Consider the following 20272-nt stretch of genomic DNA (forward strand, 5'->3'; position numbering starts at 1 on the left):
TTGATCCGCGCGACCACGTAGTCAGCAAGATCAATCAGCATGTCTTTCAAGTCATGATCCGGCAACTCGGTGAGGGACGCTTTCGCGCTCTCTGACCACGCGAGCGCAGTCAGGCGTGTCGCCTCCAACGTGCCGTGCTTTTTAAGGTAAAATATCGCCGTCTCAAGGTCGCCGTCGACTTGCTTGCCCTTTGCGATGGTCCGTTCCCAGAAGACGCTTTCTTCTTCATTCGCCAAAGCAACGGCGCGGATCACGGGCAGGGTCAGCTTCCGTTCGCGGAAATCATCACCTGTATTTTTCCCAATGGCATCTGATCCACCGTAATCGAGTAGATCATCCACTATCTGAAACGAAATCCCCAACGCATCGCCATAATCAAAGAGCGCCTTCACCGTTGCGTCAGGCTGACCAGCAATCACACCACCAACTTCCATCGCGGCAGAGAAGAGCGCAGCCGTCTTTCCGCGCACAATCTTGAGATAGACGTCCTCAGTCGTCGAAAGATCAGACGCGGCAGTCAGTTGCAACACCTCACCCTCAGCAATCGTAGCGGCGGCATTTGCCAGAATATCTAGGACGCGAAGCGATCCGGTTTCCACCATCAACTGGAATGAGCGCGCGAAGAGGTAGTCGCCCACCAGAACGCTCGACGTGTTGTCCCAAAGCAGGTTCGCGGTTGGGCGCCCACGGCGCTGACCGCTTTCATCGACCACATCATCATGCAGGAGCGTTGCGGTGTGAATAAACTCCACCGTCGCCGCCAGATGCACGTGGTAGGGACCGGAATAGCCGCACATGCGGGCAGAGGCGAGCGTCAGCATAGGCCGCAAACGTTTGCCGCCTGCATTGACCAAATGCGCCGTCACTTCCGGGATACGCGGTGCATGTTCGGACGCCATCCGCTCTTGGATCATCTGGTTTACAGCGTCCAAATCCTCAGCCAAAGCGCCGGCCAAACGTTCGTGCGGTTTAGTTGCGGCGTGATCAAGGCCCATGCGCAATTCCGTTACATGAATGGACAAAGACTAAAGCAAGTCTTACGTCGAAAATATGAAAGAGCTTTTGCGGACAAACGACCTGACAGTCATTGCATTTGCGACCGCCCTTCTGGATGGCGAGGGTATAACTTGCTTTACTTTCGACGTAAATATGAGCGTGCTGGAAGGCAGCATAGGCATAATGCCGCGCCGCCTGATGGTTGCGGACAAAGATTTATTCATTGCGGAGGCCGTAATGCGCGACGCGGACATCGATCTGGGCCGTGAGTGACGCACTGACACAGGACGACTTTCTTGGCGGGCGCATCAAGATCACGCAGCCGCAAAAAGGGTATCGTGCTGGCGTCGATGCCGTCCTGTTGGCCTCTGCTGTCGCGGCCCATTCCGGGCAATCCGTGCTCGACCTTGGATGCGGCGTCGGCACGGCAGCGCTCTGCCTTCATGCCCGCGGGCCAAACCTGCGGATGGTTGGGATAGAAATTCAAGACAACTACGCCGCACTGGCACGAGAGAACGCCAGAGACGCAAATGCTGATCTGAGTGTTGTGGTGGCTGATGTCGCTGATCTGCCAAATGACATCCGGCAAATGCAGTTTGACCATGTCATCACCAACCCACCCTATTTTGAGCGGAGCAGAGGCCACTCTTCAACTAACGCTGGCCGCGACACCGCCTTGGGCGGCGCCACGTCGTTAGAGGACTGGCTCATCGCCGGGATCAAACGTGTGGCCGCAAAGGGCACTCTGACGGTCATCCAGCGAGTTGAGCGGCTGCCAGAGGTGATGAAAGCCATTGACGGGCGGATGGGATCGATCCGCTTGCGCCCGATCGTGCCGCGTGAGGGGAAGCCCGGAAAACTCTTCCTTCTGCAAGCGAAACAGGACGGGAAAGCCCCGTTTGTCCTGCTGCCGCCACTTGTGATGCATGAAGGCAATCACCATATCGGAGGTGTAGAAAGCTACACCGCCCCCGTTCGTGCGATTTTGCGAGGCGGTGAAAAACTAGGCTGGGACGGTTAAGCTTTTCGCAAGAATTCGGGTGGAAACTCTAAGTTTACGGAAATTTCTGCCCTGCGGCGTGACAGAACGCCGCGTTTGTGGTCCACTCAACCCATAACCGAACATTGGAGGATTGATATGAGCTTGGGTTCACGCGTTACGGAACTGAAGAAAAAACACGCGCATCTCTCGACATCGGTAGAAAAGCTTCAGCGCAGCCCAGCAAGTGACGATCTCGAAATCGCCCAACTCAAAAAAGAAAAGCTGCATATCAAAGAGGAAATTTCCCGCCTAAGCACGCAAATCGCTTAGGTCACTGCAACATCCTGCGAATGGATGAGCGTGCGTCCTTCTTCGAACTTTGAGGACGCAGCAATTTCTTTTTGAACCCAAGCCTCAAAGGCTTTGACCTGTGGGCGTGTCTCTGTCCCTTCGGGACAAATAAAGCGAAATCGCGCATCTGCGATCAAGCCGACCTTGAACGGTGCCACCAACCTACCGGTTTCCAAAGCGCGCGTGGCTAGTGACACACGCCCCAGCACCACACCCGCCCCAGACATCGCTGCGTCAAGCGCGTGATCGGCTTGCGAAAACCACGGTCCATGGGATGTGTCCAAATCAACCTGGGCGGCGCGACCCCAAGCGGCCCAATCGCAAGGCGTTTTGAAAAAGCCGATTGAGTCGTCGTGAATCAAGGTCGCACCAGACAAATCCGCGCCAAACTCGTCCACCAGTTCCGGCGCCATCATCGGCGTCATCCATTCCTTAATGAGAGGGTTGGAATAAACCTTTTTGTCATTCCCCAAGCCAAATCGGATCGCCACATCCACCTCATCGTGATGGAAATCGACGATCCGCAAACTGGCGGAGAACCGAAGCTCAATCTCCGGATGGGCTTGCGCGAAATCAAACATGCGAGGGGCCAACCACTTGGCCGTAAAGGCAGGGCCCGCGGTCACGGTCAAAACACTGTTGTCAGTCAAACGTCTTGTATTGCGCCAAGCTGACAACAACGTCGCGAACCCATCAGATGCACCCGGCGCAAGCGCGCGGCCCGCTTCGGTCAGCGTGACTGCCCTGTTCAGGCGGTGAAACAGCGGCTGCCCCAAATCCGTCTCAAGGGATTTGATCTGATAGGACAGCGCGGCTGGGGTGACAAAAAGCTCCTCCGCCGCTTTGGCAAATGACATATGGCGAGCGGCCGCTTCGAAAGCGCGCAACGCGATGAGTGATGGTAAGCGATCCATTTCAGTTAAATACAGCTTAACTGAAACGATAAAAAGTCTCGTTTGTCAGAAGACGCTGAAGCCTCCATATATTCCTCAAGACAGCAAACGCTGAAAGGAATTGAAATGTTCGAATTTGCAACAAATACGAAAGCCCGCCAAGCGATTGAGAACGCCCACAAAGAACGTGGGAAGATTTTGGGTGAGGTATGGCGCTGGGTCACACGCCAAGGATAAGTCTTCGCTCCGGCGCCAATGATGGTGCCGAACGTAGATACGGCCGCGGCTGATCAACGCGGCCCTGATTTTCTTCAGATCAGTCAGGCTTAGGTGAGGTACTGACCACCGTTCACCGACATGGTGGAACCCGTCACAAAGCCTGCTTCGTCAGATGCCAAGAACACAACTGCGCGTGCAATCTCTGACGCTTCGCCAAGACGACCCACTGGGATCTGTGGCAGGATGACTTCGTTCATCACCTTTTCTGGGATCGTGCTCATCATCTCTGTGTTGATGTAGCCGGGTGCAATCACGTTGACCGTGATGCCTGCACGCGCGCCTTCTTGTGCCAGCGCCTTAGTGAACCCGATGTCACCAGCTTTCGCAGCTGCATAGTTGGCTTGTGCGAACTGGCCCTTCTGACCATTGATGGAGCTGATGTTGATCACGCGACCAAACTTACGCTCACGCATACCTGGCCAAAGCGGATGGGTCATGTTGAAGACGCCGGACAGGTTGGTGTCCATCACCTCTTTCCACTGCTGTGGTGTCATCTTGTGGAAAGGTGCGTCGCGCGTAATGCCGGCGTTGTTGACGAGCACTTCAACAGGACCAAGGTCAGCTTCGACATGCGCGATCCCTTCGGCGCAAGCCTCATAGTTACCAACATCCCACTTGTAGGTTTTGATGCCAGTTTCAGCCGTGAAAGCAGCAGCCTTTTCATCGTTGCCAGCGTAAGTCGCAGCAACGGTGTAGCCTGCGTCTTTCAGAGCGGTTGAGATGGCAGCGCCGATACCACGCGAACCGCCGGTAACAAGAGCAACACGAGACATGGGAGTTCTCCTTCAAGAAATTTGATTCGAAATGTAATTACGGTAGTGATCGTGACTGCGCAACATTATTGCGCAGTCATTTCTTGTGACGTGGCGCTGTTTAACGCTCAACGCAGAGCGCGACGCCCATACCACCACCGATGCAGAGTGTGGCGAGGCCTTTCTTCACATCGCGGCGCTTCATCTCAAAGAGAAGCGTGTTCAGCACGCGGCAGCCGGATGCGCCGATTGGGTGACCGATCGCGATTGCGCCGCCGTTGACGTTCACAATCTCTGGATCCCAACCCATATCTTTGTTCACAGCACAGGCTTGCGCGGCAAAAGCTTCGTTTGCCTCCACCAGATCGAGGTCTGATACGGACCAACCTGCTTTCTCCAGCGCCTTGCGGCTCGCCATGACCGGGCCGACGCCCATGATCGCTGGATCAAGACCGGCTGTTGCGTATGACGCGATGCGGGCCAAAGGTTCGATCCCGCGCTTTTCGGCGGCGTCCGCACTCATCAGCAATGTCGCGGCAGCGCCGTCGTTCAAGCCCGATGCGTTTGCAGCAGTTACAGTGCCGTCCTTGATGAACGCAGGGCGCAGCTTTTGCATGTTTTCGATGGTCGCGCCGTGGCGGATGTATTCATCCTTATCTACAACGATATCGCCCTTGCGTGTCTTCACAGTGAAGGCCGCAATCTCGTCCGCGAACTTGCCAGCGTTCTGCGCGGCCTCCGCTTTGTTCTGAGACGCAACTGCGAATTCATCCTGCATGTCGCGCGAGATCTGCCATTTCTCAGCAACATTCTCTGCCGTTTGACCCATGTGGTAGCCATTGAAGGCATCCCATAGACCGTCGCGGATCATTGTGTCGATGTACTTCAGATCACCCATCTTGTGACCGGCACGCAGGTGCGCGGCGTGCGGGGAGAGCGTCATGTTCTCTTGACCGCCAGCAGCAACGATATCGGCATCGCCCAGTTGGATGTGCTGTGCGCCCAGCGCAACCGCGCGCAGGCCAGAACCGCAAACTTGGTTGATGCCCCAAGCGGCGCTTTCGATCGGCAGACCCGCGTTAATATGCGCTTGGCGGGCTGGGTTCTGACCTTGGGCCGCTGTCAAAACCTGACCCATGATGGTCTCGCTGACTTCGCCCTTTTCAACACCGGCGCGCTCAACAACAGCTTCCAGAACGGCAGCACCCAGATCATGGGCGGGTGTGTTTACAAAAGAACCTGAGAAGCTTCCCACTGCGGTACGGGCCGCGGAAGCGATAACAACATTGGTCATTGATTTCCTCCAATCACTAGACGCGTGCAGATTCCCCAAAATCGGTGAACACTACGTTTGATTGGAAGTGTATGTAGGAGGTCGCACCTCACAGAGCAATAATAATTCTGCGCCTGCAAACCCGTTATGCTGCAGCAGCAAATGTCATTTCGAGCTAGGACACACCCATTTTTAGCAGGCCGAAATGATACCCTTGCAGGCAGTCGACCCCGATCGCACGGAAAAAAATCAGCATCTTCACCCCGCTCGATCCCGTGCGCGACCACCAACATATCGAACTGATGGACGACTGTTGTCAGCGCCTCCGCCAGCACCTGATTGTCGGGGTCATGCGCAATGCCGCAGGCGAAACCCTTCTCGATCTTGGCAAAGTCAAAAAAGAAACTGCGCAGGTGGCGGAAGGTCGTGACACCCCAACCAAACCCGTCAAGCGCAAATCCGATCCCACGCGGCTGCACTTCTTTCATGAAGCGGATCACAAGTTCATTCAGCATCATCGCGCTGCTTTCGCTAATCTCAAAAATCAGCCGATTGCCGAGGTGCGTTTGCTGCCACAAAGCTGCGTCCAACGTATTGAGCCATATCGTATCCCCCAACGAACGTGCGGACACATTGACTGACAGTTTCGCGGCTGGGTTTTGGGCCAAGAACCGCAAGGCCAGATCGAGGGAGATACTGTCGATCTGCCGGCCAAAGTCCATTGCCTCAACCAGAGGTATTAAATGCGCGGCGGGGATGGTCCGCCCCGCGCGGTCCTGAATGCGGATCAAACCCTCATAAAACGCAATGCGGGAGGGGTCATTAGCCAGCACCACCGGCTGAAACGCCAACGGTGTGCGGCCCGCCGCAATCGTACCCCCGACGATCAACAAAATATCGTTGTCATGACTTTCAACCGCATGGGTGAAAGGATCGCTTTCTACTTGCATGGCCATCAGGTTTGGATTCAGCACATCGACCATGCCGAAGATTTGTCCGGTAAGGGCTAGTATTGTATTAAGCAGCAAAACAAATCAGGGGATAGGTCATGAAAATGCGATGTAGCTGGGCAGGCCCCGAACAAATCTACCTCGATTATCACGACGACGAATGGGGTGTGCCCGATTATGAAAGCCGCGCGCTTTGGGAAAAGCTGGTCCTTGATGGATTCCAGGCCGGACTAAGCTGGATCATTATTCTGAAGAAACGCGAAAATTTCCGCGATGTCTTCGCTGGGTTCGATCCAAACGTTATCGCGGGTTGGGGGGAGGGTGAGGTTGATGCACGCCTCAAAAACGACGGCATCATCCGTCATCGGGGCAAGATCGAAGCGACAATCACCAACGCCCGCGCCTGGCAAGAGATTGAAGCCAATCAAGGCTTCGATCAGTTCTTATGGAACTACGTCGACGGCAAACCTTTACAGCCAAACAGGGCCGCGATGTCTGACGTGCCCGCGCAGACCCAGCTGTCGCAGCAGATTTCAAAGGATCTCAAGAAAGCTGGCTTCAAATTCTGCGGCCCGACGATTGTCTACGCCTTCATGCAAGCGACCGGCATGGTCAACGACCACATCACAGGTTGCCACTGTCACGCACGTCTAGCTAGATGACCACCGTTTGAGCGCGTCTTCGTCTTCATCCTTCGCATCAACCCACTGACTGCCTTCAGCGGTGACTTCTTTCTTCCAAAACGGCGCGCGGGATTTCAGGTAATCCATCAAGAAGTCCGCAGCTGCGAAAGCACCCGCTCGATGAGCGGAAGACGTGGCGACCATCATGATCGTGTCGTTGGGCGCAAGCTGACCATGCCGGTGAATGACAAGTACATCTTGCAGCGCCCAGCGCCCCAAAGCGTCAGTGCAAACCGCCTCAATCGCGGATTGGGTCATAGCAGGGTAATGCTCAATCTCCATATGGCGCAGACCACCTTCGACATCGCGTACAATCCCTGTGAAGCTGACCACGGCACCGGCCCCATCTTGGCGCGCGGTGAATGCATTCAACTCCCCACCCGGATCGAATGCCGCCTCTTGGACCCGAACGTCCAATTCAGCCACCCGTCATCGGCGGGAAGAACGCAACTTCACGAACGCCCTCAAGCGGGGCATCAAAGTCTGTTAGTTCCTGATCGACGGCGACGCGCAACGCACGAATCTCAGCGAATGCTGCCGCGTAACGTTCCTCCCGCGCTTTCAATTCTTCGACCAGTTCCGCGACTGTTGTGGCAGACGTATCCACCCGTTCTTTCGGCAGGCCGATCCGTTCACGCACCCATGCGAAATAAAGAACGTCCATCAACGGTCCTCCCGCAGATAAGGCTTCGCTTTGTTGAAGTAGTCCCATCCAGTGATTAGCGTCAAAACACCTGCCACCCAAAGCAGCGCGATGCCGCCGTACCAAGCGATATCCCAACCAAGGAACTTCCAGCCGAGGCCAACCTCATCCGGAATGTCGCCGGCGAGAATTCCATCAATCAGCGCTTCGTCCATGCCGATGGTTTGCTCAATGATGAAATGCTCAAACGCGCCTTTGGCGAACAACACAGCAATCGCCACCATCTGCGCCGTCGTCTTCCATTTAGCGAGCGCCGTCACTTTCAACGTACCAGCTGTATCACCCATAAACTCCCGCAGGCCCGACACAAACACCTCGCGAAAGATGATCGCCGTTGCGGGCAGTAAGATCCACGGGTTCATCCCTGAAAAGCCCGTGATGACGAGCAAAGCGATAACGACCATCGATTTGTCGGCAATCGGGTCAAGCATCGCACCCAAACGGCTTTCTTGCTTCCACGCGCGGGCCAGATACCCGTCAATGAAATCCGTCACTGCCGCACCCACAAACAGGATCAACGCAAACCAATCTGCCCAAGGTCGCGTGAAATACAGAAACATCACCGCCACCATTGGGGCGGCGAGGAGTCTCAGGATCGTTAGAATATTGGGCAAGTTTAGTGTCATGGAAAATCAGTACAATGTCGTCTGGGGCTTGGCCACACTATCATCCGTTTTCGTGGAAAAAGTCATAGATCGTTTGCGCCATGTTGGCAGAAATCCCCTCCACCGCCGTGAGATCGGAAAGGTTCGCGCGCGACACCGCCTTGGCTGACCCAAAATGCGCCAAGAGCGCACGTTTCCGCGTGGCCCCGACCCCCGGCACGTCGTCCAACGGGGTGGCGCCGATGGCTTTAGACCGCTTTGCGCGGTGGGTCCCAATGGCGAAACGATGCGCCTCATCCCGCATACGCTGAATGAAGTAGAGCACCGGATCATTGTGGCGGAGTGCCATGACCGGTTTGCCGGTCCGGTAAAACTCCTCCTTACCTGCGTCACGGTCCTCACCCTTAGCGACGCCAATCATCGCAATGTCACCAACGCCAAACTCCTCCATAATCTCCCGCACGGCGCTGACCTGTCCCGCACCCCCATCGATCAAAAGCAGATCGGGCCAAGTGCCGGACGTCCGGTCAGGGTCTTCCTTCTTCAACCGTTTGAAGCGGCGGGTCAGCACTTCCTTCATCATTCCAAAGTCATCACCGGGGGTAAGATCGTCCCCTTTGATGTTGAACTTGCGGTATTGCCCCTTCTCGAAGCCTTCAGGCCCGGCAACGATCATACCGCCCACAGCAAATGAGCCCTGAATGTGGGAGTTGTCGTAAACCTCAATCCGCTTGGGCCGCGCGTTCAAATCAAACGCCTCCGCCAAACCCTTCAGCAGTTTCGTCTGCGTGGCACTCTCACTCATCTTCCGCGCAAGGCTTTCGCGCGCATTGCGCAGGGCCGCATCAATTAATTCAGCCTTCTCACCGCGCTTTGGCACGAGAATTTCAACCTTGCGCCCGATCTTACTGGAGAGCGCGGCGGCCATCAGGTCGGGATTGTCGAGCGGGTGGGACAGGATCAATCGACGCGCTGGGTCTTTGGAGGCGTAGAACTGACCCACGAAGGCCTCCAGCACTTCAGCCGCATCAAAATCAGCACCAACGCGGGGGTAGAAATCCTTGTTCCCCCAGTTTTGTCCCGCGCGGATAAAGAAGACCTGCACACAAGCCTGTCCATTCTCAAGATGCAGCGCTATGAGGTCAGCCTCCTCAACCGTCCGTGGGTTAATGCCCTGCGCGGATTGCACCATCGTTAGCGCCTTGATCCGGTCGCGCAATCCCGCAGCCTTCTCAAACTCCATCGCCTCAGACGCATCCATCATGTCAGCGGCAAGCTGTTGCTGCACCTTGGTGGAGCGACCAGAAAGGAAGTCATCTGCTGACTTCACCAATTTGGCGTAATCCTCTTTGCTAATCTTGCCGCCACAGGGACCCGCGCAACGCTTCATGTGGTAGTTCAAGCAAGGGCGGTTGCCCGCTTCGACCTCTTTATCGGTGCAACTCCGCAGCAAGAACACCTTCTGCAACGTGTTAAGCGTGCGGTTCACCGCCCCCGCACTCGCAAACGGCCCATAATAACGTCCCTTCCGCGTCTTCGCTCCACGGTGCTTTTCCAACCGAGGGAAGTCATGCTCTGTCGAGATAAAGATAAACGGAAAGCTTTTGTCGTCCCTGAGCAGCACATTGTAACGTGGCTTCAACTGCTTGATCAGGTTCTGCTCAAGGAGGAGCGCTTCCGTCTCCGTACTCGTCGTCAGAAACATCATCGACGCGGTTTCAGAGATCATCCGCGCAATCCTCGGCGAATGCCCTGCGGGTCGCGCGTAACTGCTCACCCGCGCCTTCAAGTTCTTTGCTTTACCCACATAAAGAACTCGGCTTTCTGCATCGAGCATCCGATAAACACCAGGCGATCCATCAAGCGTTTTCAGGTACGCTTGAATGCAGGCGTGACCGGTAGGTCCGCTGCTCATTGTATCTGTCTGGTTTTCGCTCATCTGCCGAGAATCATGATTCTTAATGTTGCTGCAACGATACTCCCCAACGGGCAAGTTAAAAGGCATCCCCGTAAGGTGTGGATAACTCCGTGGGCAATTCAGCGCCTTCCCAAAATTTCTGTTACTTTTCGGGCATTTCAAGTGATTGCCTAAAAAATAGGCAATTATCCAAGCTACTGATTTCATTCATAATTTTTTCACCAAAATGCCAAATGACTGAATTCATTACATTTTGTGAACAGAATAAGGCAACTTCAGCCAGAGGTGCACAACTTGCCCTTGCGTCACTCTAATCCAACGACGTCTGGGGTCTCCCACGCCAAGTGCTGACCCCCGTCCACGCAAAGCATTTGACCCGTCACCGCGGGAGCATTCAGAAAGTACCCAAGCGCTGCGGTGATGTCTTTTGGATCGGCACCACGCTCTAGAATGGTGGCCTTCCGTTGCTTGGCAAAATTCGCCGCCGTTTGATGCTCGCCCTGCAACGTTGGACCTGGACCTATGGCATTTACTCGAACACGCGGCGCCAAAGCTTGGGCGGATGTCTGGGTCAACGCCCAAAGGCCCATCTTGGCGATGGTATAGCTCATGAACTCCGGTGTCAGTTTGCGGACCCTTTGGTCGATCATGTTGACGATCAGTGCTTGGCCTTCCGGCTCACCCGCCTCGCTTTGCGCAGGCTCAGGCGCTTGCACCGCGAACCCTTGCGACAGCACGAAGGGGGCACGCAGGTTGCTTTCGATGTGCCGGTCCCAAGATGTGCGGGTCGCATCCTGCAAGCTGTCTTTTTCAAAGATCGACGCGTTGTTGATGAGACAGTTCAATGGCCCACCAAGTGCCTCTACCGCGCGGGAGACAAGGTTTTGCATGTCATCTTCGACAAGCAGATCTGCTTGCAGTGCGACAGCCTTACGCCCCAACGCGGCAATCTCTGCCATTACATTTTCTGCTGCCTCTTTGGAGCGGCCATAGTGCACGGCCACGTCAAACCCCTGCCGCGCCAGATAAAGCGCCATCTCCCGCCCCAGTCGCGCTGAAGCCCCGGTCACAAGCGCCCGCATCAGGCCAACACCACTATGATGTAAATGACATAAGCCACCGACAGGATCGCGCCCCAAAGGCGACTGATGTTCACTTTGAAGAAGACGAACGGGATCAAGACCAAGGTCGCAGCCAACATGATCCAAACGTCAAAACGGTTGATATCGGGGTCAACTGGGATGGTTCCGAACAAGCTTGCCACGCCCATGATCCCGAGCAAGTTAAACATGTTGGACCCGATCACATTGCCAAGTGCCACATCAGCCTGCCCACGCAACGCGGCCGCAACGGTCGTCGCCAATTCGGGAAGTGACGTGCCCACCGCAACGAGTGTCAAACCAATCACCGTCTCGCTAACGCCAAAGCCGCGGGCGATGCTTGTCGACCCATCAACCAAGAACTTTGCGCCGAGCGGCAATCCAATCAGGCCCGCAATAAAAAAAAAAGAAATTTTGGCCCAGCCTAAACTCGGATCGGCGCCCTCGATGTCATCGTCGTAATCGCCAGCGCCATTCGCCCGATGCTTGGACGCCTCACGCCCCGCCCAAATCAACATTGCCGCCAAAGCCGCTAGCAGTATGAGCCCGCTTGTCCACGTGAAAGGCCCCATAAAGCACAGTAAAATGAACAAACCCGTCGCACCCAACATTTGCAGGTATGAACTTCGCGTGTCGCAGTCTTGGGTGTGCATTGCCGCCAACAGCGCAGGGATGCCAAGAACCAGCAAGATATTCGCTGTGTTCGATCCAACCACGTTGCCGAGCGCAAGTCCGGGAACACCGTCAAAAATCGACTGAATAGAAATCAGAAGTTCAGGTGCGGATGTACCAAAAGCAACGATGGTAAGCGAGACGATTAGCGCTGGAACACCCAATCGAAGGGACATGTTTACCGCGCCCCGAACCAGCGCATCGCCCGCAAACAGCAACAGGACTAGGCTCAGCGCAACGTAAATCAAATCCCACACAGGCTAGCCCTTCCCGCATCCGCAATTGCTCTTGCCGATGCGGTAGCGGCCACATTTGGCGCATTTCGCGGCAGCCAATCGCGCCTGACCGGGAAAGCGAAGTTTTCCAAAGATTGCCAGAACGATCATAAAGGCAAAGAAGAGGAAAATGACCTTCGCTAGCATGTCAGAAGCCGAACCGGCTGAAAGCGATCCTGTCTTCGACAGACCCCATCGCTTCAGCGACGACCCGCGCCCCGACCCGTTGCAGCAAAGACTTGCGCTGGCCAAATTTGCGGAACTGAACCTTGTCGCCAAACTTGGCTTTCATAAAGGGCACCAGATGTTCAACACCATCGACGAGACCAACATCGACCCCGTTCTGACCGATGAACACCTCTCCCGTGAAAAGGTCAGGCTTATCCACCAGCTTCCCGCCGCGCTGGCATTTCACATAGTCGATAAATATCGTGTGAAGGTCTTCAAGCCAGCCCTTCAACCGCTTTACGTCTGCAGGCACCAATGGTTTGAACGGATCCAGCATTGATTTCGATTTACCGGCGGTGTGTACGCGACGCTCCACCCCGATCTTATCAATCGCTTCCGTCAATCCGAACCCAGCAGAGATCACGCCGATGGAGCCAACGATGGAACCTTGATCGACATATATCTCATCGGCAGCACAGGCGAGCCAGTAGCCACCAGAGGCGGCAACATCCTCAACAAACGCATAGACCGGCACGTCTTTCTCTTCCGCAAGCCGCTGAATGCGGGCCGCGATTAGAGAGGATTGAACAGGCGAACCACCTGGGCAATTGACTTGCAGCGCAACCGCGTCAGGCTTGCCTTTTGTGAAAGCCTTCTCAATGACCGGGGCAAGTGACGGGTCGTCCAACCCGCTCCCACTGTTTGAAATGGCACCCTGCAAGCGCACGACATTCACCGTGGGCTCAGACTTAACAAAAGGAATAAAACGTTTCATCAGCATGATCTAGGGCGGGAAGCACTTACCAACAAGGGCCGTTACTGACGAATGCGCCAACCTGTTCTGAATATCCACCAGATCACTGCCAAACAGGCCACCGTGAAGAGCGCGATCGCACCCAGCGACATCGCAATCGGCACATCGGCAGTATCAAAGAAGGCCCACCTAAAGCCAGAGATGAGATAGACCACCGGATTGAAGAGTGTGATCTTCTGCCAGATCTCAGGCAGCATCGAAATAGAATAGAAACTGCCCCCCAGAAACACCAACGGCGTTATGACCAAAAGTGGGATCAATTGCAGCTGTTCGAAATTCCCCGCCCAGATGCCGATGATGAAGCCCAGCAGTGAGAAACTGATACAGGTCAGCACAAGGAACGCGATCATCGCCGCTGGATGGGCAATTGTTATGTCGACGAAGAAATACGATGTGCCCAAGATGATCAGACCAATGAACAGTGCCTTTGTAGCAGCAGCCCCAACATACCCGATGACAACTTCGATAAAGCTGATTGGAGCAGATAACAGCTCATAGATCGTGCCGATGAACTTTGGAAAATAGATACCGAATGAGGCATTTGACGTTGCTTGCGTCATGACGGTCAGCATCACCAACCCGGGCACGATAAACGCGCCATAGCTGACACCTTCCACCTGATCGATCCGGCTGCCAATCGCGGCCCCAAAAACGATAAAGTACAGCGACGTCGACAAAACGGGTGACACAAGGCTCTGCGTGATCGTGCGGAAGAACCGCGCCATCTCAAAACGGTAGATCGAGACAACAGCAGTAAAGTTCATGACGGTTCCCTCACCAGATCGACAAAGATGTCTTCAAGACTGCTTTGCTGTGTTTCCATATCGACCATGGCAATCTTTGCGGCCTGAAGATCGTTGAGCAGCGCCGTGATGCCCGTCCGCTCACCTTTGGTGTCGTAGTTATAGATTAGCGCCTGACCATCCTCGGCAAGCTCCAAGCTGTGTTTGTTCAAAGAGCTCGGAACGGTATCGATGGGTTTCGCAAGGTCGATCCTAAGCTGCTTCTTTCCCATGCGCTGCATCAGGGCGCTCTTTTGTTCAACCAGAAGAATGGTGCCTTTGTTGATGACACCAACGCGGTCGGCGATCGCTTCGGCCTCTTCAATGTAGTGTGTGGTCAAAATGATCGTGACACCTGACGCTTTCAGCTTCGCCACCACGTCCCACATGTCTTTGCGCAACTCGACATCGACCCCCGCTGTGGGTTCGTCCAAGAATAGCACGCGCGGCTCATGGCTCAGTGCCTTGGCAATAAGCACCCGACGCTTCATCCCGCCAGACAGCATCATGATCTTGCTGTCGCGTTTATCATAAAGCGACAGATCTTTAAGGATTTGATCGAGATAGGCGTCGTCGCGCGGCTTGCCGAATAACCCACGAGAGAAACGAACCGTGTTATTCACCGTCTCGAACGGTTCAAGGTTGATCTCCTGCGGGACAAGCCCCACCAAACTCCGCGCTCTTCGGTAGTCGGTCACAACGTCATGGCCACCAACCAACACTTGGCCAGCGGTCGGGACAACAATGCCGCAGATCGCAGAAATGAGCGTGGTCTTACCCGCCCCGTTTGGGCCGAGCAGGGCGAGTATTTCACCCTTTTCTATTTCCAGATTAACGGCAGTCAGAGCCGTAAATCCACCAACGTAAGATTTACCAAGGTCTTTGACAGAAACGATCGCGGACATACTGCGCCCTCTTCTTTTGATCCTCTCTGCCTAACTCAGTCACCACCAAAGGAAAAGGACAAGCCATATTTGCTAGACAGCAACAGCAGAGAAGCCTGTCCAACTTTGGCCGAGGTGCTGTCAGATTTCTGCGCGCGCGCCTGTTCCAGCAGGCATTCAGCACGACACCAAGAACGTTCATATGCTCTGCAATTTCCCGTGCGCACATATCAAACTGGCTGTATTTGGTGACACTTGCGCGACTGATAATCAAAGCATAGTCAACGTTCTTGAGGAATGCTCTTGTATCATCATTGACTAGCACAGAAGTAAAACAAAAATCATAATGTTTGTTTGGTATAGCTGCTGGACGTCATCAAGGACTGCGGTCGGACCTTCAGACAGCAGAATGCCCGAGGGTTCCGCTTCCGGCATTGATTGCCATCGCTAGTCCAAATCCTGAATTCACAGTCTGAAATACCGCTCCCTCACGTGTCCGGAGAATGTCACGACGAAATTCCTACAGCATTCGCAAAACAACTCGCAATAGACGCAATCCGGTACTTCCAATGCCATGCTGGTGGAGACTTGCCACGAGAAAAAGGATTGTGGTACCACTCCTTCCACCCAGACTTGGAGGACCAAATTCTGAAAGTTGGAAACCGGCTCGCTTTAGCGTTCGGTCTCATGTTTTCCGAACCCAGCATGGCGCAATCCGTCGTACCTTGCGAGGGGGTCATCGATATATCCATGATTACGGAACCTTGGGAGCTTTACAGCCGAGCATATGCAGAAGGCGCAATTCGTATTTTTGAGGCTCTTGTTGCACCCACCATGGCTGCAGGTGCCGCAATTGGTGTCATTCACCCAGTGCCTGGCGACCCGTACCCGATGAGGACATGCACTGCGGTGCTGTATGAAGAGCAGGGCAGCCGCTATTTCGCCGAGGCGGTGATATCTGAAACCCGCTCGTCCTACGACCCCGCAAAGGGCCTCACACTTCGTGTGCCGGTCCGTTTCCCGGATGGTCGCCAACCCATCGAGGCAGTCGAAATTATCGTAAACCAGGCAACCGGATCGGTGACGGCAAGATAATCATTGGGGTCGGGTCTGACCTCGCCAACATCGAGCGAACCCAACGGGCACGCGATGTCTTTTGCTTCGGCTGAGCCGGGTAACAGCGTTGGCTCTCAGGGGCTTGGGGTGTGTCTCGGGTCGACCATTCATCAAAAAGGGAGGTGGTCGTAAATATCCATGGGTCGCTCAAGAATCAGAAAATAGCTTGTAGCGAACGTCCACAGCCCCAGCGCTAGAATGAGTAAAGCCAAGCGCATCACCCAGATAATCAGATTGGGGTTGTCGGGTAGGACTTCTGCTGGGTTCCAGCCCTTGCGGTTGTTTTTTTAAAGTACCTTTTCAAGCTTTTCCTCTGGCACTGCCAAAGACAAGTCCCAGAAAACCACCGCTATAACTTATCCGAACCACCTTATTGGTCCGTCTCAAACAAACCTCCTTCGTAGGCTTACTACAGGATTATCAATAACCGCAGCTCTAGTAGTCGCCAGCCATACACTCAAAAGCCAATGCTTGGGCCTTTTCGATGACTTCTCAGGGCCGCATTCCTTGGATTACCGCCAGTCAATATGCTCTTCGAAACCTTCGACTACAATCCGCCACCAGTCGAACGTGTCCGCGAAATTCTCCTCGGAGACTCCACCATAAAGATTGACGGTCATTTCGATGAAAGGGTCTCCCTCTTCATCAACAAAGGCCTGGCCGAAGAGCTTCGAACTGTTCCACTCGTTGACCTTAGCGGCTGAAACACCGTTTTGGAGGTCATAGCCAGCAGAAAACTTGACAATGTCGCAGTTGCGGTTTTCCTCACAGCCAAAAAAGAACATGGACCAGTTCGTATCGCTGATCCGCCCCTTTAACATCGGATCCCCATCACTATCCTGAGAGAGCTCGGCCTTATAGCCTTCAGCGCGGATGAGCTGCATAAGATCAAACGGGTTGCTGGCATCGATGGACTGCGCGGATAGCGGCGAGGCGCTCAGGGAAAGGGCTGAAAGTAGGGCGACAGATAGGCTTGAATTGCGCGGCATGTGAACCTCTCGATTGGCTTTGTGTGAGGAGCTTAGCCGTGCGTGTCCGCCAGCGCCACCTGTCTTTGCGTCAGCGAAATGGAGTAGCTTCCTGAAAGTGGTCCACCAACTGAGATAAATTGTCCCGCAAATTGGAGGATCTGCGATGGCGTGAAAACGCAAAATCATCGTACCGATGGGCCAAAGGCCGACGATTATTGACCCGTTTTTAGTACAAACGAAGTCGCACGCTTGGTAGAAAACGCACGACTCTCAAGGCTATAAGATTTCTGTTTATCAGATACTTAGTTATCTTCTCCACCTCTACCACTGGAGCCAAAAATTCGTACTAAAACATATAGTTGCACACGCGTAGTGATCAGCCCTACCTGAGTGGTCCAAATTGATTGTTAGTGCATGATCGGCCTTTAGTCCATCTGGACGATGGTTTTTGGCTCTGGTGGGCGGTGGCCCAGGGTACTGTGGGGGCGTTTGGTATTGTAGTGTTTCCCCCATTCTTCGGTCAGGATTTGAGCCTCGTGCAAACTGTAGAAGATTTCACCGGTCAGGAACTCATCCCGGAACCTTGCATGAAAGCTTTCACAATATCCGTTCTCCCAAGGTGACCTTGGTTCGATATATGCCGTCTTTGCGCCAACAGCCTTGATCCAGTCTTGGGCAGCCTAAGCAACGAAATCAGGCTGGTTGTTGGATCGTAGGAATGACGGCACACCGCGCGAGATGAACAGGTCGCTGAGCGTATCAATGACATGGCCTGAGTTCAGCTTGTGGTCGACCCCGATCATCAGCGCCTCCCTAGTGTATTCGTCCATGATGTTCAGCGTCCGATAGACGCGCCCGTCAGCTGCGCGATTCTAAAGGCGTGAATATCGACGTAGAGGATGCAAGCCGCATGGATTGAAGCGTACGGTACCGACATGAGTTTGCTCGTGACTAGGGTCTCTTCGGGGGTACACGTATTCCTATGCAACCGAGGATGGCCAAGACGATCGGAGCACCAGCATCGTCTTTGTTGGTTTGGATAAGACCTTCAACTGGCGTCCGTGGGGGCGTGATTTTCAGATTAGCACGATGGGACGCGCACATGTCTGAAGAAAGCGCGTCAACTCGGTGGGCTGCGGGTATCTTTTCACTTTGGATACTGGTCGCACTTTGTGTCGGGATCGAAGGTGTCCTGACACTGGCTGACTACGGCCTCATTGAGCTCCGCAATCTGCGCATGCGCGTTTATGACTACGCAGGCATCTGGTCGGGTCTTTTAGGCCTGTGGGAGTCGAACCACCCAGCGTACCCCAACAGCATGTTTCTGACGTGCGGCTTTCTGCACAACGGCCCATCGCATATGATCGTCAATATGCTGACGCTGTGGACGGCCGGGGAGATTGTGATCGACTGTGTGGGCAGCAAGGGCTTTCTGAGGCTCTATGCTGCCTCTATCGTTGGGGGGCATCGGTTACGGCCTTCTGGTGCCTACCCTGGCGCCTCTGTGGCGCTTTTCGGCTCATCGGTGGTTTGCGGTCTTGGAACTACGTTGACCGCTATTCTTTGAACGAGGCGCTGTGACTAGTAGAACAAGGGGCGCTGTTCTTGGTCGCGTTGAACGTCGTGCTCTGGTGGGCCATGGACGGGCTGCTCGCCTGGCAAACCCACTTGGGTGGTTTCATTACTGGGTAATTCGTCGCTTCGCTGATCGGCTCACGCCCGGTCGAGCCTGATGAAACGGAACAGCCCAAAAACACAAAACCGGGCACAAGGCCCGGTTGTTTGACTTGGTTGCGGGAGTAGGATTTGAACCTACGACCTTCAGGTTATGAGCCTGACGAGCTACCGGGCTGCTCCATCCCGCGACAAGTAGACGTGATGTAGTCCCAAGTTTCAGAAACTACAAGAGCTTAGTCCGTGGAAAGATGGTCTGTGAATATTTTTTTGGCTGCATCGGCATCACTTGTCCGAACCTTGAGGATCGACAGGAGTTTGCGCTTCTTTGCATTCAATATGCTCAATCGTTGTTAAGACATTCATGCAATGCTGAAATATCTTATTCAGCCGCTCCATTTCTGGTTCCGTATATTCTCGATCGCTTCGTGCCGCTGTCAAAAAGGACCGGTTTCGGGACGATCGCGCAGAGAAAACCACACCGTATTTCATGCCATAGGCAGCTGCATTACTCCCAACATTTGCAACGTCAGGCAGTTTAATCTCGGACCACCGAGTCCTACCTTTATGGGTGATGGTTTAATAAAAGACTGGTTCGAGCATAAAATAGTTTTTCTCTTCGTATTCCCTTCGCCACTCAGGATCAAACTATGAGTAGAGGGTCTGCGGTCCTGACCAATCCAGGTTCAAAGCAACAACAAATCCAGCGGGCGTCAGCTCACGCAATGCAAGAAATTCAGTGCCTTGTTCATCCAAAAAGCTAGATGTAATGGTTCGTCCCACTGCCCTTTAAGCACGACATACTACCATTGGACGCATGTTTGGAAATTAACTGCTAACGTTTAACCACATGCGTGACCAGTGATACGATCACATCTAGAACTATTGCGATAGTTCCAAAAAAGTGAGTTGAGAACATCGTCGAGAGATCACAGATGTTGCTTATTAGGTGTGGCAGTGACTTACTCTCCCACGCCTTAAGACGCAGTACCATCAGCGCAGCGGCACTTAACGGCCGAGTTCGGGATGGGATCGGGTGTTTTGCTCGCGCTATAACCACCACACCAAATAAACAACATCATCCAAGTCAGTGACTTTGCATAAGTGCACTTGATTTCCAGTCTTACTTCTACTGGATCAAATCAAGCCTATCGGGCAATTAGTACCAGTCAACTGAACGCATTACTGCGCTTACATCTCCGGCCTATCGACGAAGTGGTCTACTTCGGCTCTCAGGGATACCTTGTTTTGAGGGGGGCTTCCCGCTTAGATGCCTTCAGCGGTTATCCTTTCCGTTCATAGCTACCCAGCACTGCCGTTGGCACGACAACTGGTCCACCAGTGGAACGTTCACCCCGGTCCTCTCGTACTAGGGGCAACTCCTCTCAAGTATCCTACACCCACGGCAGATAGGGACCGAACTGTCTCACG

The 20272-nt window shown here is 54.1% G+C and carries 22 protein-coding genes, 1 tRNA gene, 2 rRNA genes and 1 pseudogene; 6 read left to right on the plus strand and 20 right to left on the minus strand.

What is annotated here, in order from left to right:
- A partial coding sequence (locus ACTF5F_RS04135) for a polyprenyl synthetase family protein (RefSeq protein WP_438955614.1) occupies positions 1-995 on the minus strand: 995 nt, incomplete at its 3' end.
- A gap of 55 nt (positions 996-1050) precedes the next feature.
- On the opposite strand from ACTF5F_RS04135, the gene ACTF5F_RS04140 reads away from it, so the two are divergent.
- The 3 genes from ACTF5F_RS04140 to ACTF5F_RS04150 all read left to right on the plus strand — a co-directional run bounded on the left by ACTF5F_RS04140 (position 1051) and on the right by ACTF5F_RS04150 (position 2308).
- Complete coding sequence (locus ACTF5F_RS04140) at positions 1051-1269, plus strand: putative signal transducing protein (RefSeq protein ID WP_438955615.1); 219 nt, start codon at positions 1051-1053, stop codon at positions 1267-1269.
- On the plus strand, positions 1262-2017 hold the full coding sequence (locus ACTF5F_RS04145) for a tRNA1(Val) (adenine(37)-N6)-methyltransferase (RefSeq protein ID WP_438955616.1): 756 nt from the start codon (positions 1262-1264) through the stop codon (positions 2015-2017). The genes ACTF5F_RS04140 and ACTF5F_RS04145 overlap by 8 nt, the downstream gene beginning before the upstream one ends.
- A gap of 117 nt (positions 2018-2134) precedes the next feature.
- A complete protein-coding gene (locus tag ACTF5F_RS04150; RefSeq protein WP_438955617.1) occupies positions 2135-2308 on the plus strand; it encodes a YdcH family protein in 174 nt (57 codons plus the stop codon).
- Here ACTF5F_RS04150 and ACTF5F_RS04155 read toward each other — a convergent pair.
- The 4 genes from ACTF5F_RS04155 to ACTF5F_RS04170 form a co-directional block, all read right to left on the minus strand.
- Positions 2305-3243, minus strand: coding sequence for a transcriptional regulator GcvA (locus ACTF5F_RS04155; RefSeq protein ID WP_438955618.1), 939 nt, complete (start codon positions 3241-3243; stop codon positions 2305-2307). The genes ACTF5F_RS04150 and ACTF5F_RS04155 overlap by 4 nt on opposite strands.
- A 305-nt stretch (positions 3244-3548) precedes the next feature.
- Positions 3549-4274, minus strand: coding sequence for an acetoacetyl-CoA reductase (phbB, locus tag ACTF5F_RS04160; protein WP_438955619.1), 726 nt, complete (start codon positions 4272-4274; stop codon positions 3549-3551).
- Between the two features lie 100 nt (positions 4275-4374).
- Complete coding sequence (locus ACTF5F_RS04165) at positions 4375-5547, minus strand: acetyl-CoA C-acetyltransferase (protein ID WP_438955620.1); 1173 nt, start codon at positions 5545-5547, stop codon at positions 4375-4377.
- On the minus strand, positions 5544-6509 hold the full coding sequence (locus ACTF5F_RS04170) for an EAL domain-containing protein (protein WP_438955621.1): 966 nt from the start codon (positions 6507-6509) through the stop codon (positions 5544-5546). Before ACTF5F_RS04170 ends, ACTF5F_RS04165 begins: the two co-directional genes overlap by 4 nt.
- A 65-nt stretch (positions 6510-6574) precedes the next feature.
- On the opposite strand from ACTF5F_RS04170, the gene ACTF5F_RS04175 reads away from it, so the two are divergent.
- A complete protein-coding gene (locus ACTF5F_RS04175) occupies positions 6575-7138 on the plus strand; it encodes a DNA-3-methyladenine glycosylase I (RefSeq protein WP_438955622.1) in 564 nt (187 codons plus the stop codon).
- Here the strand turns inward: ACTF5F_RS04175 and ACTF5F_RS04180 are convergent.
- From ACTF5F_RS04180 to ACTF5F_RS04225, 10 genes are all read right to left on the minus strand, one after another.
- Positions 7127-7576: a molybdenum cofactor biosynthesis protein MoaE gene (locus ACTF5F_RS04180; RefSeq protein WP_438955623.1), complete on the minus strand. Its 450-nt coding sequence runs from the start codon at positions 7574-7576 to the stop codon at positions 7127-7129. The genes ACTF5F_RS04175 and ACTF5F_RS04180 overlap by 12 nt on opposite strands.
- 1 nt (position 7577) lies before the next feature.
- Complete coding sequence (moaD, locus tag ACTF5F_RS04185) at positions 7578-7823, minus strand: molybdopterin converting factor subunit 1 (protein ID WP_438955624.1); 246 nt, start codon at positions 7821-7823, stop codon at positions 7578-7580.
- Positions 7823-8488: a CDP-diacylglycerol--glycerol-3-phosphate 3-phosphatidyltransferase gene (pgsA, locus tag ACTF5F_RS04190; RefSeq protein ID WP_438955625.1), complete on the minus strand. Its 666-nt coding sequence runs from the start codon at positions 8486-8488 to the stop codon at positions 7823-7825. The genes moaD and pgsA overlap by 1 nt, the downstream gene beginning before the upstream one ends.
- Positions 8489-8528: 40 nt before the next feature.
- Positions 8529-10382 carry an excinuclease ABC subunit UvrC gene (gene uvrC, locus ACTF5F_RS04195; protein WP_438955626.1) on the minus strand — a complete coding sequence of 618 codons (1854 nt, stop codon included), beginning with the start codon at positions 10380-10382 and terminating at the stop codon, positions 8529-8531.
- A 308-nt stretch (positions 10383-10690) separates the two neighbouring features.
- Entirely contained in the window at positions 10691-11467 is a 777-nt protein-coding gene (locus ACTF5F_RS04200) for an SDR family oxidoreductase (protein WP_438955627.1), read from the minus strand.
- A complete protein-coding gene (locus ACTF5F_RS04205; protein WP_438955628.1) occupies positions 11467-12414 on the minus strand; it encodes a calcium/sodium antiporter in 948 nt (315 codons plus the stop codon). Before ACTF5F_RS04205 ends, ACTF5F_RS04200 begins: the two co-directional genes overlap by 1 nt.
- 3 nt (positions 12415-12417) lie before the next feature.
- Complete coding sequence (locus tag ACTF5F_RS04210; RefSeq protein ID WP_438955629.1) at positions 12418-12579, minus strand: hypothetical protein; 162 nt, start codon at positions 12577-12579, stop codon at positions 12418-12420.
- A 1-nt stretch (position 12580) separates the two neighbouring features.
- Complete coding sequence (locus ACTF5F_RS04215; protein WP_438955630.1) at positions 12581-13375, minus strand: S49 family peptidase; 795 nt, start codon at positions 13373-13375, stop codon at positions 12581-12583.
- 41 nt (positions 13376-13416) lie between these two features.
- Positions 13417-14178: an ABC transporter permease gene (locus tag ACTF5F_RS04220; protein WP_438955631.1), complete on the minus strand. Its 762-nt coding sequence runs from the start codon at positions 14176-14178 to the stop codon at positions 13417-13419.
- Positions 14175-15101, minus strand: coding sequence for an ABC transporter ATP-binding protein (locus tag ACTF5F_RS04225; RefSeq protein WP_438955632.1), 927 nt, complete (start codon positions 15099-15101; stop codon positions 14175-14177). The genes ACTF5F_RS04220 and ACTF5F_RS04225 overlap by 4 nt, the downstream gene beginning before the upstream one ends.
- Positions 15102-15767: 666 nt before the next feature.
- Between ACTF5F_RS04225 and ACTF5F_RS04230 the strand changes: the two genes are divergently transcribed.
- Positions 15768-16175, plus strand: a complete 408-nt coding sequence (locus ACTF5F_RS04230) for a hypothetical protein (protein ID WP_438955633.1) — start codon at positions 15768-15770, stop codon at positions 16173-16175.
- Between the two features lie 533 nt (positions 16176-16708).
- On the opposite strand, the gene ACTF5F_RS04235 is transcribed toward ACTF5F_RS04230, so the two are convergent.
- Positions 16709-17185: a YbjN domain-containing protein gene (locus ACTF5F_RS04235; protein WP_438955634.1), complete on the minus strand. Its 477-nt coding sequence runs from the start codon at positions 17183-17185 to the stop codon at positions 16709-16711.
- 407 nt (positions 17186-17592) lie between these two features.
- A pseudogene (locus ACTF5F_RS04240) lies at positions 17593-18036 on the minus strand (integrase core domain-containing protein); the annotation flags it as partial.
- 233 nt (positions 18037-18269) lie between these two features.
- On the opposite strand from ACTF5F_RS04240, the gene ACTF5F_RS04245 reads away from it, so the two are divergent.
- On the plus strand, positions 18270-18734 hold the full coding sequence (locus tag ACTF5F_RS04245) for a rhomboid family intramembrane serine protease (protein ID WP_438955635.1): 465 nt from the start codon (positions 18270-18272) through the stop codon (positions 18732-18734).
- A 221-nt stretch (positions 18735-18955) separates the two neighbouring features.
- Here ACTF5F_RS04245 and ACTF5F_RS04250 read toward each other — a convergent pair.
- The 3 genes from ACTF5F_RS04250 to ACTF5F_RS04260 all read right to left on the minus strand — a co-directional run.
- A tRNA-Met gene (locus ACTF5F_RS04250) sits at positions 18956-19032 on the minus strand.
- 758 nt (positions 19033-19790) lie between these two features.
- Positions 19791-19905 (minus strand): 5S ribosomal RNA (gene rrf / locus ACTF5F_RS04255).
- 74 nt (positions 19906-19979) lie between these two features.
- A 23S ribosomal RNA gene (locus ACTF5F_RS04260) occupies positions 19980-20272 on the minus strand; the annotation flags it as partial.

Source organism: Cognatiyoonia sp. (assembly GCF_965661665.1).
GTDB lineage: Bacteria > Pseudomonadota > Alphaproteobacteria > Rhodobacterales > Rhodobacteraceae > Cognatiyoonia.

Bases quoted from the DNA above. Each gene is read 5' to 3' on its own strand.
- ACTF5F_RS04170 (WP_438955621.1), bottom strand. From the start codon at position 6,509: ATGGTCGATGTGCTGAATCCAAACCTGATGGCCATGCAAGTAGAAAGC.
- ACTF5F_RS04210 (WP_438955629.1), bottom strand. From the start codon at position 12,579: ATGCTAGCGAAGGTCATTTTCCTCTTCTTTGCCTTTATGATCGTTCTG.
- ACTF5F_RS04245 (WP_438955635.1), top strand. From the start codon at position 18,270: ATGTCTGAAGAAAGCGCGTCAACTCGGTGGGCTGCGGGTATCTTTTCA.
- ACTF5F_RS04200 (WP_438955627.1), bottom strand. From the start codon at position 11,467: ATGCGGGCGCTTGTGACCGGGGCTTCAGCGCGACTGGGGCGGGAGATG.
- ACTF5F_RS04175 (WP_438955622.1), top strand. From the start codon at position 6,575: ATGAAAATGCGATGTAGCTGGGCAGGCCCCGAACAAATCTACCTCGAT.
- ACTF5F_RS04230 (WP_438955633.1), top strand. From the start codon at position 15,768: ATGTTTTCCGAACCCAGCATGGCGCAATCCGTCGTACCTTGCGAGGGG.
- ACTF5F_RS04225 (WP_438955632.1), bottom strand. From the start codon at position 15,101: ATGTCCGCGATCGTTTCTGTCAAAGACCTTGGTAAATCTTACGTTGGT.
- phbB (WP_438955619.1), bottom strand. From the start codon at position 4,274: ATGTCTCGTGTTGCTCTTGTTACCGGCGGTTCGCGTGGTATCGGCGCT.
- moaD (WP_438955624.1), bottom strand. From the start codon at position 7,823: ATGGACGTTCTTTATTTCGCATGGGTGCGTGAACGGATCGGCCTGCCG.
- ACTF5F_RS04235 (WP_438955634.1), bottom strand. From the start codon at position 17,185: ATGCCGCGCAATTCAAGCCTATCTGTCGCCCTACTTTCAGCCCTTTCC.
- ACTF5F_RS04155 (WP_438955618.1), bottom strand. From the start codon at position 3,243: ATGGATCGCTTACCATCACTCATCGCGTTGCGCGCTTTCGAAGCGGCC.
- pgsA (WP_438955625.1), bottom strand. From the start codon at position 8,488: ATGACACTAAACTTGCCCAATATTCTAACGATCCTGAGACTCCTCGCC.
- ACTF5F_RS04150 (WP_438955617.1), top strand. From the start codon at position 2,135: ATGAGCTTGGGTTCACGCGTTACGGAACTGAAGAAAAAACACGCGCAT.
- ACTF5F_RS04215 (WP_438955630.1), bottom strand. From the start codon at position 13,375: ATGAAACGTTTTATTCCTTTTGTTAAGTCTGAGCCCACGGTGAATGTC.
- ACTF5F_RS04220 (WP_438955631.1), bottom strand. From the start codon at position 14,178: ATGAACTTTACTGCTGTTGTCTCGATCTACCGTTTTGAGATGGCGCGG.
- ACTF5F_RS04165 (WP_438955620.1), bottom strand. From the start codon at position 5,547: ATGACCAATGTTGTTATCGCTTCCGCGGCCCGTACCGCAGTGGGAAGC.
- uvrC (WP_438955626.1), bottom strand. From the start codon at position 10,382: ATGAGCAGCGGACCTACCGGTCACGCCTGCATTCAAGCGTACCTGAAA.
- ACTF5F_RS04140 (WP_438955615.1), top strand. From the start codon at position 1,051: ATGAAAGAGCTTTTGCGGACAAACGACCTGACAGTCATTGCATTTGCG.